The 18,696-nt window shown below is 43.0% G+C and carries 17 protein-coding genes; 14 read left to right on the top strand and 3 right to left on the bottom strand.

The window, feature by feature from the left end; all coding sequences use genetic code 11:
* The first annotated feature begins 1 nt into the window (after position 1).
* From NAF19_RS04895 to NAF19_RS04840, 12 genes are all read left to right on the top strand, one after another.
* A complete protein-coding gene (locus NAF19_RS04895) occupies positions 2 to 499 on the top strand; it encodes a NuoI/complex I 23 kDa subunit family protein (RefSeq protein ID WP_252788694.1) in 498 nt (165 codons plus the stop codon).
* A gap of 61 nt (positions 500 to 560) precedes the next feature.
* Positions 561 to 1,058: an NADH-quinone oxidoreductase subunit J family protein gene (locus NAF19_RS04890; RefSeq protein ID WP_252788693.1), complete on the top strand. Its 498-nt coding sequence runs from the start codon at positions 561 to 563 to the stop codon at positions 1,056 to 1,058.
* Positions 1,058 to 1,387 carry an NADH-quinone oxidoreductase subunit NuoK gene (nuoK, locus tag NAF19_RS04885; protein WP_252788692.1) on the top strand — a complete coding sequence of 110 codons (330 nt, stop codon included), beginning with the start codon at positions 1,058 to 1,060 and terminating at the stop codon, positions 1,385 to 1,387. Before NAF19_RS04890 ends, nuoK begins: the two co-directional genes overlap by 1 nt.
* 136 nt (positions 1,388 to 1,523) lie before the next feature.
* Positions 1,524 to 3,428: an NADH-quinone oxidoreductase subunit L gene (nuoL, locus tag NAF19_RS04880; protein WP_252788691.1), complete on the top strand. Its 1,905-nt coding sequence runs from the start codon at positions 1,524 to 1,526 to the stop codon at positions 3,426 to 3,428.
* Between the two features lie 26 nt (positions 3,429 to 3,454).
* Entirely contained in the window at positions 3,455 to 4,918 is a 1,464-nt protein-coding gene (locus tag NAF19_RS04875; RefSeq protein WP_252788690.1) for a complex I subunit 4 family protein, read from the top strand.
* On the top strand, positions 4,919 to 6,304 hold the full coding sequence (locus NAF19_RS04870) for an NADH-quinone oxidoreductase subunit N (protein WP_252788689.1): 1,386 nt from the start codon (positions 4,919 to 4,921) through the stop codon (positions 6,302 to 6,304). It abuts the gene before it with no gap.
* Positions 6,305 to 6,542: 238 nt separating this feature from the next.
* Positions 6,543 to 7,193, top strand: coding sequence for a DedA family protein (locus tag NAF19_RS04865; RefSeq protein ID WP_252788688.1), 651 nt, complete (start codon positions 6,543 to 6,545; stop codon positions 7,191 to 7,193).
* The gene (locus NAF19_RS04860) at positions 7,194 to 7,739 is read left to right on the top strand and encodes an inorganic diphosphatase (RefSeq protein ID WP_252788687.1); all 546 of its coding nucleotides are present in this window, start codon (positions 7,194 to 7,196) and stop codon (positions 7,737 to 7,739) included.
* Positions 7,740 to 7,746: 7 nt separating this feature from the next.
* Complete coding sequence (locus tag NAF19_RS04855) at positions 7,747 to 9,084, top strand: hemolysin family protein (RefSeq protein ID WP_252788686.1); 1,338 nt, start codon at positions 7,747 to 7,749, stop codon at positions 9,082 to 9,084.
* 147 nt (positions 9,085 to 9,231) lie between these two features.
* On the top strand, positions 9,232 to 9,939 hold the full coding sequence (locus tag NAF19_RS04850) for a 16S rRNA (uracil(1498)-N(3))-methyltransferase (RefSeq protein ID WP_252788685.1): 708 nt from the start codon (positions 9,232 to 9,234) through the stop codon (positions 9,937 to 9,939).
* Positions 9,940 to 10,022: 83 nt separating this feature from the next.
* Positions 10,023 to 10,685 carry a DUF4159 domain-containing protein gene (locus NAF19_RS04845; protein ID WP_252789283.1) on the top strand — a complete coding sequence of 221 codons (663 nt, stop codon included), beginning with the start codon at positions 10,023 to 10,025 and terminating at the stop codon, positions 10,683 to 10,685.
* Positions 10,686 to 10,748: 63 nt separating this feature from the next.
* On the top strand, positions 10,749 to 11,246 hold the full coding sequence (locus tag NAF19_RS04840; RefSeq protein WP_252788684.1) for an acyl-CoA carboxylase biotin carboxyl carrier protein subunit: 498 nt from the start codon (positions 10,749 to 10,751) through the stop codon (positions 11,244 to 11,246).
* A gap of 73 nt (positions 11,247 to 11,319) precedes the next feature.
* Here NAF19_RS04840 and NAF19_RS04835 read toward each other — a convergent pair whose 3' ends face one another.
* Positions 11,320 to 13,014 carry an SUMF1/EgtB/PvdO family nonheme iron enzyme gene (locus NAF19_RS04835; RefSeq protein WP_252788683.1) on the bottom strand — a complete coding sequence of 565 codons (1,695 nt, stop codon included), beginning with the start codon at positions 13,012 to 13,014 and terminating at the stop codon, positions 11,320 to 11,322.
* A 232-nt stretch (positions 13,015 to 13,246) separates the two neighbouring features.
* Here NAF19_RS04835 and porV point away from each other — a divergent pair, with 232 nt between their 5' ends.
* The gene (gene porV / locus NAF19_RS04830; RefSeq protein ID WP_252788682.1) at positions 13,247 to 14,428 is read left to right on the top strand and encodes a type IX secretion system outer membrane channel protein PorV; all 1,182 of its coding nucleotides are present in this window, start codon (positions 13,247 to 13,249) and stop codon (positions 14,426 to 14,428) included.
* A complete protein-coding gene (ispF, locus tag NAF19_RS04825; protein ID WP_252788681.1) occupies positions 14,428 to 14,913 on the top strand; it encodes a 2-C-methyl-D-erythritol 2,4-cyclodiphosphate synthase in 486 nt (161 codons plus the stop codon). The genes porV and ispF overlap by 1 nt, the downstream gene beginning before the upstream one ends.
* 134 nt (positions 14,914 to 15,047) lie before the next feature.
* Here ispF and NAF19_RS04820 read toward each other — a convergent pair whose 3' ends face one another.
* Entirely contained in the window at positions 15,048 to 18,422 is a 3,375-nt protein-coding gene (locus tag NAF19_RS04820; RefSeq protein WP_252788680.1) for a trifunctional glycoside hydrolase family 18/polysaccharide deacetylase/glycosyltransferase family 2 protein, read from the bottom strand.
* A gap of 56 nt (positions 18,423 to 18,478) precedes the next feature.
* Complete coding sequence (locus NAF19_RS04815; protein ID WP_252788679.1) at positions 18,479 to 18,640, bottom strand: FeoB-associated Cys-rich membrane protein; 162 nt, start codon at positions 18,638 to 18,640, stop codon at positions 18,479 to 18,481.
* Between the last annotated feature and the right edge of the window lie 56 nt (positions 18,641 to 18,696).

Below are 18,696 nucleotides of genomic sequence, written 5' to 3'. Positions count from 1 at the left end.
GATGGAATCATTAACTAATAGAAAAAAGGTGCTTGAGTCGAAGCCGCTCAATTTTTTGGAGCGAGCTTACCTGCCTGCAATTGCGCAGGGGCTTGCAATTACCATGAAGCACTTTTTCAAAAAGCCGGTAACCATTAGCTACCCGGAAGAAAAACGCGAGTATTCTGAAAATTTCCGCGGTTTACATTCGCTTAAACGCGATGAAAACGGGAAGGAACGTTGCACTGCCTGCGGCCTGTGCGCATTATCATGCCCTGCTGAAGCAATTACGATGATTGCTGCTGAGCGCCAGAAAGGCGAGGAGCATTTATATCGCGAAGAAAAATATGCAGCCGTGTACGAGATAAACATGCTGCGCTGTATTTTTTGCGGACTGTGTGAGGAAGCATGCCCCAAGGAAGCCATTTATTTGGATGGCCCGCACGTTGAGTCGGATTATTTAAGGAAAGATTTTATTTACGGTAAAGACAAATTAGTAGAAGCTCCCTTAAATCAATAAAGAAGTTTTATACCTTTGCCCAGCTCTTTTAAAGGGGTAAAGGTATTTTGAAATATAAACCATGAGTACATTTTACTTCATCGCATTTCTGTCCATATTTTTTTCAATACTGGTTATTACTGCAAAAAGCCCTGTACATAGTATCCTGTACCTGATACTCACATTTTTTACTTTCACCATCCACTATATTTTAATGAATGCCCAGTTTCTGGCTGTCGTTAACTTTATAGTGTATATGGGCGCCATCCTGGTGTTGTTTTTATACACGCTGATGCTCATCAACCTGAATAAGGAATCGGAGCCCCGGAAATCAAACCTGGTTAAAATAGCCGGTTTTATAGGCGGTGCCTGTTTTTTAATAACCATCGTAGCGGCTTTAAAGGCATTTACAGTTTCGCAGCCGGTATTATTGAGCAACCCTAACCTTGGCCTGGTGAAAAACCTTGGAAAAATATTGTTTAACGAATTTTTACTGCCGTTCGAGGTATCGTCTGTGTTGCTGTTATCGGCAATGGTAGGTGCGGTATTACTGGCAACTAAAGACCCCAAAACAGCCTGATGGAAACATTAACTAAAACTATGCAGGGCGTGCCCCTTAACCATTACATATTGCTGTGCGCTATCATTTTTTCGATAGGGGTTATAGGAGTTTTGATACGCCGTAATGCCATCGTGATATTTATGTCGGTCGAGCTGATGCTTAATTCGGTAAACCTGCTGCTGACTGCTTTCTCTGTTTACAGGGGCGATGCAACCGGGCAGGTTTTCGTGTTCTTCGTTATGGCGCTGGCAGCTGCTGAAGTAGCAGTGGGCTTGGCTATAATAGTAATGATTTACCGCAATACAAACTCGGTAGACATTAATGTGCTGAACAGGCTGAAATGGTAAGCCCCCCGGCCTCCGCTATATAGCGGAGGAGTGAGGAGGATTTTGGAAATCGGATTTTCGATTTCGGATTTTTTTTAAATTAAATTAACAACGCTTCGTTCCCCCTTTAGGGGGTTAGGGGGCAAAGGGTTTTTATATGGACAAATATATCTGGCTTATTCCTATCTTACCGTTAGCCGGTTTTTTAATTAACGGTATCGGTCGTAATACTTTATCAAAGGCTGTTGTCGGTTTTATCGGCAGCCTTGTGGTATTAATTTCGTTTGGTATAAGTGTGGCCGTTTTCTTCCAGGTAAAAGCTACCGGGCATGGTATCGATGTTCCGTTATTTAACTGGTTTGCCGCTGGAAACGTAAAAATTTCGTTCTCTTTTTTAATCGACCAGCTAAGCTCAATTATGCTGTTGATTATAACGGGGGTGGGCTTTTTGATTCATTTATATTCGGCAGGTTATATGAAGGATGATGCCGGTTTCGGTAAATTCTTTGCTTATTTAAACCTGTTTATCTTCTTTATGTTGTTGCTGGTGATGGGATCGAACTACCTGATCATGTTCATTGGCTGGGAAGGTGTAGGCCTTTGCTCGTACCTGCTTATCGGTTTCTGGTATACAAATCCTGATTACGCCGATGCTGCTAAGAAGGCATTCATCATGAACCGGATCGGGGATTTGGGCTTTATCATAGCCATCTTCATTATTATGGTGATTTTTGGAAGCGCCGATTATAAAACAGTTTTCGGCCTGGCTGCCACGAAAGATTTTGCCTCGGCTCCTTTTACACTAATTACCATCCTGCTTTTTGTAGGCGCAGTAGGTAAATCGGCACAATTGCCATTATTTACCTGGCTGCCCGATGCAATGGCTGGTCCAACACCTGTATCGGCACTGATACACGCGGCAACCATGGTTACCGCCGGTGTTTACATGATAGCACGATCAAACATTTTATTTACGCTTGCGCCGGTTACCATGCACATTGTGGCTGTAATAGGCTTAACTACCGCAGTTATCGCCGCGCTGATTGCATTAACACAAACAGATATTAAAAAGGTATTGGCTTATTCAACAGTATCGCAACTGGGGTATATGTTTTTAGGACTGGGCGTTGGTGCTTATACCGGTGCATTCTTCCACGTATTAACTCACGCATTCTTCAAAGCATTATTATTCCTTGGCGCCGGTTCGGTTATCCACGCGGTAAGCGGCGAACAGGATATGCGCAACATGGGCGGGCTTAAAGGCAAGCTTAAAATAACTTTTGCTACCATGCTTATCGGCACACTGGCTATATCGGGTATACCTCCTTTTGCAGGCTTTTTCTCGAAAGATGAGATCCTGGCACACGTATTTATGCACAGCACGCCAATGTATATTATTGGTGTAGTTACTGCGATGTTCACCTCATTCTACATGTTCAGGATGCTGTACCTTACTTTTTACGGTAAATTCCGCGGGACGCATGAGCAGGAGCATCATTTACATGAGTCGCCGCCATCAATGACTATCCCATTAGTTGTACTGGCTATACTGTCAATATTTGGTGGTTTTATCGGCGTTCCCGAAGCGCTGGGCGGTCACCACGAATTAGAGCATTTTTTAGCGCCGGTTTTCGAAAAATCGACCCACTTGCTGGTAGCACCTGAGCTCTCAAAAAGTATGGAGATCACTTTAATGTGCATATCAGTTGGCGGCGCATTGCTTGCCCTTGTTTATGCTTATGTTAAATACATTAAAAATGCACACGTACCGGTTAAAGATGGCGAAGAACGCCCTGCACTGGTTGATATATCATACCATAAGTTTTATATCGATGAATTGTATGATGCCATTGTGCGCAAGCCGCTGGATGCATTATCGGTTTTCTTTTACAAAGTGGTTGAACGCCTGGGAATAGACGGCTTAGTGAACGGCCTTGGCAGGGGAACTATTGAAACAAGTAAAGGCCTTCGCCTGCTGCAAACGGGTAATGTAGGGTTTTATATATTTATGATGGTGGTTGGCATCATCTCAATATTGATGTACATTTTAATTAAAGCATAACGAACGATTAGCGTTTACAACAAAAGATGACGGTTAGTATTTTAATTTTTTTGCCGGTAATTGCAGCCCTTGCTGTTCTATTGTTTAAAAACGATGCGGCTAAACATGCGGCATTAACTTTCTCGGTAGCCGAGCTGGCGGTAGCCTTGTTCTTCTTATCGAAATTTGTGCCCAACGCCAGTGTTCAGTTTGGAATTGACGCTCCCTGGATACCTAAATTCGGTATTTACTTTAGCGCAGGCATCGACGGCATCAGTATGATGATGGTGTTGCTCACTACAATCCTGGTTCCGCTTATTATTTTAACTACCTATAAACATCAGTATAAAAATGCCGGTGCCTTTTATGCCCTGGTACTGTTTATGCAAGCCGGCTTATTGCTTGTATTTACCGCGTTAGACGGCTTTTTATTTTATGTGGGATGGGAAGCTGCATTAATACCCATTTACTTCATCTGTTCGTTATGGGGCGGCGAAAACCGTATCAAGGTTACGCTTAAGTTCTTCATTTATACCTTCTCCGGCTCGTTGTTTATGCTGCTGGGTATTATTTACCTGTACCTGCAAACACCGGCAAAGACATTTGATATTTTCGAGTTTTATAAATTAGGCCTTGATGCACATCACCAGGCATTTGTATTCTGGGCATTCTTTTTAGCTTTTGCTATCAAGATGCCGTTGTTCCCGCTGCACACCTGGCAGCCCGATACTTATACCGAGGCGCCGTCTGCCGGTACCATGTTGCTAGCTGGTATTATGCTGAAAATGGGTATCTACGGTGTTATCCGCTGGATGATACCTAACGCGCCACTTGGCTTTTTCGATTGGGAGAGCATGTGTATTATGCTGGCTGTTATCGGTATTGGTTACGCATCTATCATCGCCTTTAAACAAAACGATGGCAAGCGCCTGGTGGCTTACTCGTCAATTGCACACGTTGGCCTTATTGCTGCCGGTATATTTGTGTGGACGATTGAAGGTTTACAGGGCGCCATGATACAGATGCTTAGTCACGGTATTAACGTAGTTGGTATGTTTTTTATCTGGGACATTATCAGCAGGCGCTTAGGCACACGCTCTATCAGCGACCTAGGCGGTATCGCCAAAACTGCCCCCAAATTTGCAATAGCCTTTTTAATTATAGTACTGGGTACTGTTGCGCTGCCGTTAACCAACGGTTTTATCGGTGAGTTTTTATTGCTGAGCAGTGTTTTTCAATGGAACGTGTGGATGGTAAGTGCCGCAGGCTTAACTATGATATTTGGTGCGGTTTATATGCTGCGCATGTATAAAACCGTAATGCACGGTCCTACAAACGAACTTACTGTTACTTTCACTGATATCAGCGGGTCGGAAACCCTGGTGCTATCAATTATTTGTGCTTTAATAATAATAATGGGGGTTTATCCGCAGCCGATACTTCATATATCCGAAGCATCAGTTACCCACTTGTTTAATGTAGTGTACCCTAAATTTCCGCAACTAAAATAAATGAATACTTTAATCATCATATCCGTTTTACCTTTAGTGCTTTTGTATTTAGGTTTATACAAGGCTCAAAAAGCTTTGTTGCCGGTTACAGTTATTGGTTTACTTGCGGCTTTGGGTTTTGCAGTTGCCGAATGGAATAGTAGCGCAGTGCCAATTTATAGTGGCATGATGTTGTTTGATAACTTCTCTATAGCTTTTTCTGCAATTACTATTATATCAACCATCCTGATTATATTTTTATCAAGGGGCTATTTTGAAAAGATAAGCAATCACATTGCCGAGTACTACGCCATTATCCTGTTTTCGCTGGCGGGCATTATTGTAATGGTATCGTTTTATAACCTTACCATGCTGTTTATCGGTATCGAAATTATGTCGGTAAGCTTGTACATACTCGCAGGTATAAAAAAGAGCGACTTTGCATCAAACGAGGCTGCTTTAAAGTACTTCCTGATGGGTGCATTTTCGACCGGGTTTTTATTATTTGGTGTAGCATTAATCTATGGTGCAACCGGCTCCTTTAGTTTAGAAACTATCCGCGACTGGGTGCTCGACCATCCGCACGCTAAAGATATAACCCCAATGTTTTATACCGGGGTACTGTTAATTATAGTTGGCCTTTGCTTTAAAGTAGGCGCTGCACCTTTCCACTTCTGGACACCAGACGTATATGAAGGTTCGCCAACGTTAATTACTGCCTTCATGTCGACCGTGGTAAAAACAGCCGGCTTTGCTGCATTCCTGCGTTTGTTTTCGGCCTGCTTTGCGCCACTGTCCGACTTCTGGGTACCGGTACTGTTGGTAATTACGATTGTAACACTCTTCATAGGCAATATCACCGCTCTCTATCAGCATAGCTTTAAACGCATGCTGGCATTCTCGAGTATATCACATGCAGGTTACCTGTTGTTTGCCATTGTTGCCTTAGGCGCAAATTCAGGCAGTTCGGTATTAACTTATGCTACTGCTTATTCTATCGCCTCGATCATCGCATTTGGTGCACTGATATTGGTGCAGCAACAACAAGGCAGCGATAGTTTCGAAAGCTTTAACGGCCTCGCCAAAAAGAATCCATTCCTGGCGTTGGTATTAACCATTGCTATGCTGTCGTTAGCGGGCATACCGTTAACTGCCGGTTTTATCGGTAAATTCTACATGTTCTCATCGGCGCTAATGCAAATGCAGGTATGGCTGGTTGTTTTGGCAGTTGTTAATGCCATAATCAGCATCTTCTATTACTTCAGGGTTATAGTGGCCATGTATTTCCGCGATGCTGAGCGCACCGAACTGGTGGTGCCGGTTTATTATAAACTGGTACTTGGATTTTCGGCAATCGTTACTATTCTAATCGGGGTTTATCCGAGTTTGATTTCGAGATTTTTTTAAGGAATAAAAAAAACATTCTGACGTAGAGACGGAATACTTCCGTCTCTGAATAATAGGTTACCATCAACGGTAGACGCAAAGCATTGCGTCGCCACAAATGAACTATGTCAGGGTCGGCGCCTACCGTTATAAATTTTCATCCCTCTGTAACATATTCCACCAAACACCTATCTCATCTTTAATTATGTAACATGGGTATTACAAATTCACATAATATTTGTAGTTTTACGGATAGCGCATGGACAATTTTTGGGAACACCTTCAAAACTTAACGGACGCTAAATCCATCATAAGCCTGGGGTTTTACTTTTTGCTTATTGTTGTATTTGCTGAAACAGGTCTATTTTTCGGTTTTTTTTTACCGGGCGACTACCTGTTGTTTATGTCTGGCCTTTTATGCTCGAGCGGCAAGCTCGACGTATCTATCTATACCCTTGTGCTTTCGCTTATTGCCGCAGGTGTTTTGGGTAACTATACCGGCTACTGGTTTGGTTACCGAACGGGGCCAAAACTGTTCAATAAAAACAACTCTTTGTTCTTTAAACAGCGTTATGTGAAGCTTGCAGAAGATTTTTACACAAAATATGGCGGCATGGCGCTGGTTTTAGGCAGATTTTTCCCAATAATTAGAACTTTTGCACCTATCTTTGCAGGTGTTGTTAAAGTCGACCTTAGAAAATTTACGATTTATAACCTTATCGGTTGCTTTGCCTGGGTATGTACGTTCACTTTAAGTGGCTATTTCCTCGGCAGAAGGTTCCCACAGTTGAAGGATTATATGCAGTATATCATAATCGGGTTGATAATAATTACAACAATTCCGTTGGTTATCGCTTTTATCAAACAAATGGTAACCAAACGAAGTGTTAAAGAGTTAAATGAAAATTAAATGAGTACACAACATCCCTGGCACCAGGTTTCGCCTGGTGATAATGTTCCCGAAATTGTTAACGCAATAATTGAAATACCAAAAGGCTCAAAAGCTAAGTACGAAATTGACAAAGAGTCGGGCCTTTTAAAGTTAGACCGTGTTTTATTTTCGTCGGTAATGTACCCGGCAAACTACGGCTTTATTCCACAGACCTATTGCGACGACCATGACCCGCTTGATATCCTGGTGCTTTGTTCAATCGATGTTTTCCCGATGTCGATTATTGAAGCTAAGGTGGTAGGCGTGATGCACATGGTTGACAATGGCGAACAGGATGACAAGATTATCGCTGTAGCAAAAAACGATATGTCGGTTAACTATATAAACGACCTTGCCGAGTTGCCTCCCCATGCCATGACCGAGATTGTACGTTTTTTTAAAGACTACAAAAAATTGGAAGATAAAAACGTAACCATTGAACACTTGTTGGGCGTACGTTATGCGCATAAAGTAATAAACGAGAGTTTGGAATTGTATAAGTCTACTTTTCCGGTTTACCAATAAATAATGTATGGACCCTGAACATGAAATAAACGGTTTATATATTTTTCTTACCTTTTTCCTGGTGTTGCTCAACGGCTTTTTTGTGGCCGCTGAGTTTGCTATGGTACGCGTTCGCGGTTCGCAGATAGAGCTTAAAGTTAAATCGGGCAGCCGGATGGCCAAGCTTACCCGCAATATTATGGGTAACCTTGACGGCTACCTTGCGGCAACGCAACTGGGCATTACCATAGCGTCTCTGGCGCTGGGTGTAATAGGCGAGGAGGTATTTACCAACGTAGCGTTGCGGGTATTCCAGTTGTGCGGCATTGAAATAACTTCGCACCTTGTAATAAATCTCGGGCACGTAGCTGCATTTATATTTATCACGTTTATCAGCATCATATTTGGTGAGCTCGCCCCCAAAAACATTGCCATACAGCGCTCTATGAGAACAGCACTTGCCGTTTCGGCGCCGCTTAGGGTGTTTTTCATTATGTTCAGGCCGCTAATTACGGTGTTAAACTACATGGCGAACGGGATTTTAAGAATGATGGGCATTAACCCTGTCCAGGGTGAGGCGCATCACAGCTCCGAAGAACTACAGTACTTGCTGGAGCAAGGCAAGGAAACCGGCGCGCTCGACTCATCAGAACATGAATTGATACAAAATGTGTTTGACTTCAACGAGCGCGTGGTTAAAAATATCATGGTGCCCCGTACTAAAATATCCGGTGTTGATGTAAATACTCCGCACGACGAACTGGTACAGACGATCATCTCGGAAGGTTATTCGCGCATGCCGGTTTATGATGATGTTATAGATAAAATCATCGGTATAGTGCACGCAAAAGATATATTGCCGCTGCTCGCGCGTGGCGAGGAGGTCGTCTTAAAAGATATTATTCGCAAACCATACTTTGTTCCTGAAACCAAGAAAATTAACGACCTGATGGCCGAACTGCAGCAAAAGCGCATACAAATTGCCATTGTATCTGATGAATTTGGCGGCACGGCAGGCATGGTTACACTGGAGGATATTGTTGAAGAGTTGGTTGGTGAGATACAGGACGAGTATGATGAGGAAAAGCCAATAGTTGAAGTTGTAAACGACCGCGAATTTATAGTGAATGCCCTTGCGCCAATTTACGACGTAAACAGCCACCTGCCGCACGACCTGCCCGAAGACGGCGATTTTGATACCGTATCCGGCTGGCTGGGCGACATATTTGGCAAAATTCCGGATGTAGGCGAACAGAAGGAATCAAACGGATATAATATTACCGTGCTCAAAAAATCTGACCAAAACATTGAATCGGTTAAGCTTGAGCTGCTGATAAACGAAGAGGATACGGTTGATTTGCATTAAAGCTAATAGTTCATAGTTCATAGTCGGAGGCACCGGGTTAATACCTAAAAACGGGTCATCTTTGAGCATCCCCCAAATAATCGGGCAATCGCTCGGATATTTCATTTTTACCTTTTAGCTTTACGCTTTCAGCTTTTTTTCCAAAATATGCAGCTATTTTATACACCCGGCATCAACCCAGCGCACCCTCAGTATTTTTTGAACGAGGAGGAGAGCAAGCACGCCATACGTGTGATGCGTTTGGAGAAAGGTGACGAGGTGCAGTTGATTGATGGCAAAGGCGGGCTTTACGCTGCCAGTATATTGGACCCACACCCCAAAAGAACAATCCTCCAAATAAATTCGGTTACAGCGGAGTTTAACAAGCGTAACCATTACCTGCACATCGCCATTGCTCCCACAAAAAATATCGAGCGTACCGAATGGTTTTTAGAGAAAGCCACTGAGGTTGGCATTGACGAAATATCGTTGATTATTTGCCAGCGGTCCGAACGTAAAGATGCAAAGGTTGAGCGGCTGAATAAAATAATTACTTCGGCTATTAAACAATCCATCAAAGCCTATCACCCGGTCTTAAACGAACCATTGACATTTAACCAATTATTGGCTAAGCCCTTTAGCGGGCAGCAGTTTATAGCCCATTGCGACGTTGGCGAAAAAGTAAACCTGAAAGATGGGTTACAAACGCACAGCAACTACTTGATATTGATTGGCCCCGAAGGCGATTTTGCACCAGCCGAAATTAATGGCGCGTTAAAAAATGATTTTAAAGCCATAACTTTAGGCGAAAGCCGTTTAAGAACTGAGACTGCTGCGCTGGAAGCGTGTTTTGAAGTGAATTTTTTGAACAGGTAATTTGATATATTTGAATTCTGCTTTTTCGCCTCCTGAAGGCAATGAAGAATGACGAAGGGGCTGGTAAAGCGGGTAATATATTTATGAAGAAAACTGTTTATATAGTCTTTGCCTTTTTCCTGGTAGCTGTTATCAGCAGCTTTAATGCGCCAACCTACAAAATGGCCAAGCTGAAATACAATGGCGGCGGCGATTGGTATGGCGACCGTACTGCATTGCCAAACCTGATAAAATTTTGCAACGATAACCTGAAAACCAACTTTCAGCAAGAGGACGAGGTGGTTGAAGCCGGCAGTGCCGAGATATTTAATTACCCTTTTATTTTTATGACCGGGCACGGAAACGTTATCTTCTCCGACCAGGACGTGCGTAACCTCCGTAAGTACTTAACCGGCGGCGGCTTCCTGCAGATCGATGATAATTATGGGCTCGACCAGTTTGTCCGGCCCCAAATGAAAAAGGTTTTCCCGGAGCTTGATTTTGTGGAATTGCCGATGAATCATCCCATCTATCACCAAAAATTCCCGTTCCCAAATGGTCTGCCAAAAATACACGAACACGACGGCAAGCGCCCGCAGGGTTTTGGTCTTATTTACAAAGGCAGGCTGGTTTGTTTTTATACCTATGAGTGCGATTTAGGCAACGGTTGGGAAGATTATGGCACCTATGCCAACGATACCCAGGAAAATCGCGTGAAGGCCCTTAAAATGGGTGCAAACATGATACAGTACGTGCTTACCCAATAGCCAAAAATTTCGTAAGTCTCTCTTTAACTAATCACTAATCTCCAATCACTAATCTCTAACTCCATGCTCCAGGTAAAAGTTAACGAAAAATACAATTTTGACGTAGATCAGAACGGCAAAGGCCTGCTGATAAATGGTGACAAAATAACTGCAGATTTACAGCAGCTAAATGCATCAGCCTATCACGTTATTAACAACCTGCAATCGTACAATGTTGAAGTGGTTAATTTTAATGTCGCCGATAAAACTGCCGAAATAAAGGTTAATAACAATACCTACAATGTTACGGCTAAAGATCAGTTTGATATCCTGCTGGACAAGCTTGGTTTAAGCAGCCTGAACGCTGCAAAGGTCAGCGAAATAAAGGCGCCAATGCCAGGCATGGTGTTGAAAGTATTTGTGAACGAAGGCATGGAAATTAAGAAAGGTGATAACCTGTTTGTACTGGAGGCTATGAAGATGGAAAATATCATCAAAGCACCAGCCGATGTTACAGTAAAAAACGTGAAAATAAAGCCTGGCGATAAAGTTGAAAAAGGGCAGGTGTTGATGATGTTTTAAAAAGGATCGTAACGCGTAGAAATAAGAAAGGCGCCCGGTTTTGGAGCGCCTTTCTTATTATATAATATTCAAATTATCTTGTTGCCTTGTAAGGTTTCCCTTTTTTAATGCTGTAATGCGGTTTACCTTCAGGGTGAATTTCAGGAGCACCAACCAGGGTCATTGCACAACGGAAACCAACTTCGGCGCTTGCATCGTCCTGGTCCATAAAACGACGGGTTGCGGGGTTTAGCCAAAATGCAAGATCGTTCCATGAGCCACCTTTGTAGACCTTCGAGTGGTCGTTAACCAGCGTGGTTTTGCCATAAAGCGAGGTAACAACAGTATCATTATAGCCCCTGTAGTCAGCGTTATAAGGTTTTCCAGCCAAATCGTTCCTAACACCCGGAATAGCAGACGTAGTGGTTGGAGCAGCAGGGTTATTACCATTAGCGGGGGCTGCACCTGGAGTAGCCGGAGCGTTACCATTTGCCTGCGCCTGTGCCTGCATAGCAACCAACTCGCTGTATTTCATTTTTTTGTTCGAATGCGAAGGATCTTTAATCGGTTTGCCGTATTTGTCTTTGGCATATAAACCCTTTGTAGGATCGGCTAACCTTTTGTTGGTAAACTCGTTACCACGGAATGGGTTAAAGTCATCAAACTCTTCAAACGAAGTTTGACGGTAAGTATCCTGTACCCATTCATTTACATTTCCGGCCATGTTATACAAGCCGAAATCATTCGGCGGGTATTGCCTAACAGGCGCAGTAATGTCGGCCTTATCATTCAGGTAACCGCCAACGCCGGCATTATCACCCTGGCCACGTTTAAAGTTAGCCATCAGTAAACCACGGGTCGCCCTTTTTGAGGAACGTACGCCAAGACCGTTCCATGGATATACTTTGTTATCGTCAATATTTTCAAATTCGGTATTGCCAATTAACGCCAATGCTGCGTATTCCCACTCAGCTTCAGATGGTAAACGATAGCCTTGCTTTAATATACCGTCTTCTAAACGCACAGGCCTTACAGTTTTACCAGCTTTTCCGTTACCGGTGGTCGAAGGTTTTGCATTAGGGCTTAAATCGGGAAGCATCTTTTTGCCGTCTATACCGGCTCCCCTAATTTGTCCGTTCAAATAAATATCTGTGTTAAAAGGCTCTTTACTGGCAGGCGCCGGGGCGGCGTTTTTGCCTTTCCCATTGCCGTTCATGTCTTTCCATGCAACTAAATTGCCACGCTCACGCAAAATATTTTCGTTTGTACGGTCGGTACGCCATTGACAATAATCCTGTACCTGGTCCCAACTTACACCTACAACAGGGTAGTCCTGGAAAGCGGGATGCCTTAAATAGTTATCAACATAGGGTTCGTTATATGATAACGGCTTGCGCCATACCAGCGTGTCGGGGATTGCATTGTAATACAATTCATGGTCCTGCGGGTAGGTGATATTTATCCAGTGCAGGTAATCTAACCAGTCCTGGTTTGAAACTTCAGTTTCATCCATATAAAACGACGGGATAGTTACCCTGCGTTTTATATTGTTATACTCATAAGTAACATCCTGGTCCGCACTGCCGCCAACCACAAAGGTACCGCCTTCAATAGGGATAAGGCCCGGTCCCGGTGATGGGTGTGTTTGCCTGAATTTCTCATAACCGCCATTGTTTTTGTCGTTATAAGCCATCCCGGTTTTGTCAGATTGCTGATGCTTACTACAGCTGCTGAGCACTGCGCTTGCGCAAATTAGTACTATTGCAGTTTTAGTAAAAAGTACTTTCATGTTCCTACAGTTAATTTAAAGGGTAAATTTAAAACATTTTGCCTAAAATGCTAATTATTTAACCCTAATCTTTAAAAGAAATTAAAACTTTATCGGGCATTTAACGAAAAAAGTATCGGGTTTGTTACATTTTTCCTTGTTTTTTTGGTGGAAAACTTATTTGCACGGATGTACGTAATAGGCATCAATTAGCATATATTTATTACTTTAAAAGTAAGGGTAAATTTCACAGATGAAGTTTTTATACAGCAAAGCCATTATAGTCGGTGTCTCGGTTTTACTGCCTGCATTGGCATTTTCACAAACCAGCTCTAATGGCTCAAATTACGCTACAGCCATACCTACAGCTGTGCCTTTTTTAAATATTACGCCCGATTCGCGCTCGGGAGCGATGGGAGATGCGGGTGTTGCACTAACACCCGATGTGAACGCCAACTTCTGGAACCCTGCCAAACTTGCCTATCTCGAAAATAACGACAATGTGTCTTTATCGTACAGCCCATGGCTGCGCCAATTGGTTCCCGACATCAGTTTATCGTATTTAAGTTATGCACATAAGGTTGACGACCGCAATACCATAGGCGCATCATTGCGGTATTTTAATTACGGCAGCATTCAACTTTTTGACAATAGCCAAAATCCGCAGGGAACCTATACTCCAAATGAATTTTCAGTAAATGGCTCGTTTGCACGTAAATTTGGCGAAAACTTTTCGTTGGGCTTAACAGTTGGTTTTATACACTCCAGCCTGTCAAACGCATACTTTGCAACGGGCTCAGGTCAGCAGGCAAAGGCGGGTAACGCACTTTCGGCCGGTGTATCATTGTACTACAATAAGCCGATGCAGGAATTTGGCACCGATGGAGTTTTTTCATTCGGTACTAACATCTCAAACATCGGTTCAAAAATAAGCTACAGCAATGCCGGGCCTAAATACTTTTTGCCTGCTAACTTAAAAATTGGGTTTGCCAATACCATCAACCTTGATGATTTTAACCAAATAACACTTACTGTTGACTTTAACAAGCTGTTGGTGCCAACTCCGCCCATAAGGGATGTGGATGGCAATATTATAAAAGGTAAAGACGACAATATATCGGTGCCGGCAGGTATTTTTGGCTCATTTGCCGATGCTCCGGGTGGCTTTAAAGAGGAGATGCAGGAAATTTCGATTTCGCCGGGTTTTGAATATTGGTATAATCAATTGTTTGCCATAAGGACAGGCTACTATTATCAAAATGCCAACAAAGGCGGCGCCCACTATTTAACTGCAGGCGTTGGCTTTAAATACGAAAGCTTTACGTTCGATTTCTCATATCTTGCTGCAAGCCAGCAAAACAGCCCCCTGGCTAATACTTTACGTTTCACTTTATCGGCCAGTTTTGGCGGCGAGAAAAATTCCCGTAAACATTAATGACTAAAATTAAGGTAGGTTTTGGGTTTGATGTGCACCAGCTAAAAGAGCAGCACCCGTTTGTTTTAGGAGGAGTTAATTTAGAGCACCATGCCGGAGCATTTGGACACTCGGATGCCGACGTTTTATTACACGCCATTTGCGATGCACTGTTAGGTGCAGCTAATCTTCGCGATATCGGCTTTCATTTTTCAAACAAAGACGACCGTTGGAAAGGTATAAGCAGCCTGTTATTGCTTCAACACGTTATGGTGCTGGTGCGCGAAAAAGGCTGGGAAATAAATAACATCGACGCAATGGTATGCCTTGAGGCGCCGAAAATTAACCCGCATATTCCAGCGATGCAGGCCAATATAGCTAAAGCCGCGGGCATCGATGTGGAAGATATTTCTATAAAAGCTACTACCAACGAACAGTTAGGTTTTATCGGGAGGGAAGAAGGCATTGTTGCGTATGCAGTATGCTTGATAGCGAAGAACCGTTGATTTTCATGATTTCGTTGATTCCGCTGATTTTTGATCGCAGGTAGTTGCTGATTCAACTGATGACGCAGACAAGTGGGAAAGTTGATGAGAGACCAAAGGGTCAGCGATTTTCGCCTATCTCCAGTCCCTAACCTCTAATCACTATTCACAACTTCTTTCTTCACAATAACATTCCCGGTACGTTTCAACGCACCCCAGCCACTCAATTCACCTTTGAGGGCCTTGCGGATGGATTTGAAAAGAACGTAATACATCAACTGGCGCCAAATAAAGCGTTGCGGTATAATGTAAACCAACTTTTTGTAGTCCTCTTTCTGCATCCAGAACGCAATGATTGCTACTATAAAGTCTATCACGACAAAGGCAGCATAGAATATCAGGATTTTGCCGGGCTTATCGCTGAATAACCCGAAGATCATTATCAAATCGGCCAGCGGCGAAAATAAGGGGAGTACAATCTGGAACACCAGAATATTAGGCATGCCCAGCATTCCAAAAAACTTATATTTTTTGTTGAACAGGGCGTCCTTATTTTTCCAGAAGCTCTGGATTACGCCAAAACTCCAGCGGAAACGTTGTTTTAATAAACCATTAAGGGTTTCCGGCGCTTCGGTATAGGCAATAGCCTCGGCGCAGTTTTTTACAATATAGCCTTGCTTTAATATGCGCATAGTAAGATCGCAATCTTCAGCAAGTGTGTCATAAGTAAAACCCCCGGCTTTGTATATGGCCGATTTACGGAATGCGCCTATCGCCCCGGGAACAACCGTAATGCTGTTAATTAGATCAAAAGCACGGCGGTCCATATTCTGGGATGTAATATACTCGATAGACTGCCAACGGGTGACGATATTGTTTTCGTTACCTACCTTTACGGTGCCCGCAACCGCCCCTATCTCCTCGTCGGTAAAATAAGTCATTAAATGATAGATGGCATCGTCTTTAAGCTGAGTATCGGCGTCAATACAAACCACAAACTCATATTGCGCATGGCTTATGCCAAAGTTTAGCGCTGATGCTTTGCCGCCGTTTGGCTTGGTTAAAACTTTTACCAGCGGATGGTGCCCGTAAGCGTCATTGACAAGCTGAAAGGTTTTATCCTTCGACCCATCATCAACAAAAATTATTTCGAAGATATTATAGTCAGTTTTAAGCAAGCTTTGTATTGTTTTTATCGCCGTAACCTCCTCGTTATATCCGGGTACAATTATGCTTACCGGTGGCAATGTTGTAGGGTCGGCAACGCTACGGTTCACTTTTTGGTCGTCGCTGTATTGCCTTACTGCCAGTATGCCAATTAACACCACGCGTCCAACCGCCAGGAAGATGGCAGACAGGAACAGGTAAAGCAAAAACCAGTTGCCGTAAAAATAAAACTCGATTAAAAAGTTATAAAACGTACCAACCACGCCCGAATTTGCATCGTCTTTTATAGGCGGCATCAGGTCGTCTTTAGTTTTACCTAAAACATCGGCAATAGTGGTGAATTTGTAACCGTGACTCTTAAAGAAATGAATGATTTCGGGCAATGCTTTTACCGTTTCCTCACGGGTATCGCCACCGGCGTCGTGCAGCAATAGCATTGATCCGTTGTCTTTTTGCCTGATGGTACGGGCAATAATACTATCAGCGGTCACGCCCGGCTGCCAGTCCCATGGGTCGATAGACTCGCCAATGTTAATATAGCTTTGTCTGCGACTTTCGGCCACCGGGATAACTTCTGCAAGGGTTTGCGGTTCGGCATCGGCATTGAAAGGCGGCCTGAACAATATGGTGCTGCGGCCGGTTACCGATTCAATTAATTTGCGGGTAGCATTAAGCTCGAGATTAACGCGGGATATGCTAACTGTTGAAATATCCGGATGAAAAAAGGTGTGGTTGCCAATTTCGTAGCCTTCTTCAAACTCCCTCCGGAGAATGGGTACATTTTTTTCAGCCATCGACCCTACCACAAAAAATGCGGCAGGCACGTTCTCACGTTTCAAAATATCTAAAATGCGGGGTGTATAGTCGGGGTCGGGACCATCGTCAAATGTTAGCACTATTTTGCCCGGCGCATAACCGTACTTTTTTATTACATATTTTGTTGGCAGTTTAACATACTGTTGGTGGGTTATAACATAGTTTGTTGTATCCATCCGCACGTCAATTTGCCCTGGCGTTGGGGTGGTTATCAGATCGAGCACCTCGCCATTACCGTCGTAATTGATTTTATTATTTAAACCAACAGAAGTTAGCCGTTTCACATCAATACCTGTTTTTTTAAGCGAGTCTATCGACAGGTTTTTTGCGAAAAATGTCCATAAACGAGGATCTTCCGACCCCATACGCCATAAAGCGACACCGCCGGTTGCCCAGTCATCCGCCATGCGGATAATGTTAAAATTTGTGGCAGCATCAGTAAAATAAACGGTATGCTCAAGGCTGTCGTCATCAAAATATTTGTAATGAAGATTAGCCGAAACAGGGTCGAAAGTTATTTTGCTTCCTTTTTCCTGGGCTATACTTATGGCTTGCGGGTAACCTATGCCGGTACCTACACTAGTTTCCGGCCAATCAATTGCGCCGCCTGCAACGGTTAAAATAACTTTCTCACTTGGTATTTTTGTGCAAACATCGTCCAGTATTTTTTCAACCCAGTGCTGGTTTGAAAGGTCGCCGGCATTGCTGCTTTCGTTGTGCTGGTCAATAGCCATCACAAACAAAAAATCGTTTATATGCTGCAGGCGCTCAAGGTTAAACTGGTCGTCATCAGGTATAACGTTTTGCGTAACCAAAAAACCCGCTCCATGCAGTATGGTGTACAAATCGTTTTCAAATGCTATATAATTTTTGCTGTTGCGGTCTTTAATCTCGTCAAAATCAAGATTTACCCCCTGGAACTTAAAACGGGCAAGTTGTTTGGCAATGTTGTCTATAAATGCAACCCTAAGTGTTTTATTTTTAATAATCCGCTCAACATCTTTTGAGTCATATCCGCCTTTGGCATTGTTTTCATTAACGTAGTTAGACAGTGATATTAAAACCGGTTTTTTATACTTTTTATTCAGGTTAATAAGGCCCGTATCAATATTTGCAACAAGTGTATCCCGCTTAGGCAGAATAGAAAATCCTTCACTCACCACCATATCCAGTTTCGGATAATTATCAACAAGCGATGAGTACGCCTGCGCTTCCCATGGCCGGTAAAAGGCAGCGTTTATACGGTCTTTATTATTGGGGCGTTTTAGTTGATGTAAATGACGGGAGCGGGCAAGCTTTTGTATCTCACCTTTATCCAGCTTAAAATCTTTAAACTTTTTCGATCTTTTTAGCTGGTCAAGTTCTTCTTTTGTAAGCTTTTTTGGGGCCGGGTTTAAATTCGGCAGGCTTGGGTAATGCTTGGACGTTACGGTAATTGCAGCAGCAACCACGCTGAAAACCAATACAATTATAATTGCGCGGCTTAGCCACTTAAAACGGATCCATCTACCAGGGGTATCAGTTTGGAAAACCTGTTTATCAGACATTAAATTTTTTTATATGAAAATACTACACTGTGTTAGTATATAAATTGGTCTTATTTTTACTTCGATGGTTTATTAGCCTCAATGGCCGAAAAATCAACCCCGCATTTGCAATTGCCACCGCAGCTTTTTTTGGTAAACAGGTTTTTGTAAACCAGCCTGCACACATAAAATACTGCTGCTGCAAATAGTATCGCTATAATAGTCACCTGCACGTTCATGTCACAAATTTAATACAATTTATATATATACGCTAAAGACAACCGAAATAGTATAA

It is taken from the genome of Mucilaginibacter flavidus (assembly GCF_024055575.1).
Classification (GTDB): domain Bacteria; phylum Bacteroidota; class Bacteroidia; order Sphingobacteriales; family Sphingobacteriaceae; genus Mucilaginibacter; species Mucilaginibacter flavidus.
This window is presented reverse-complemented; position numbering and strand designations above follow the sequence as displayed.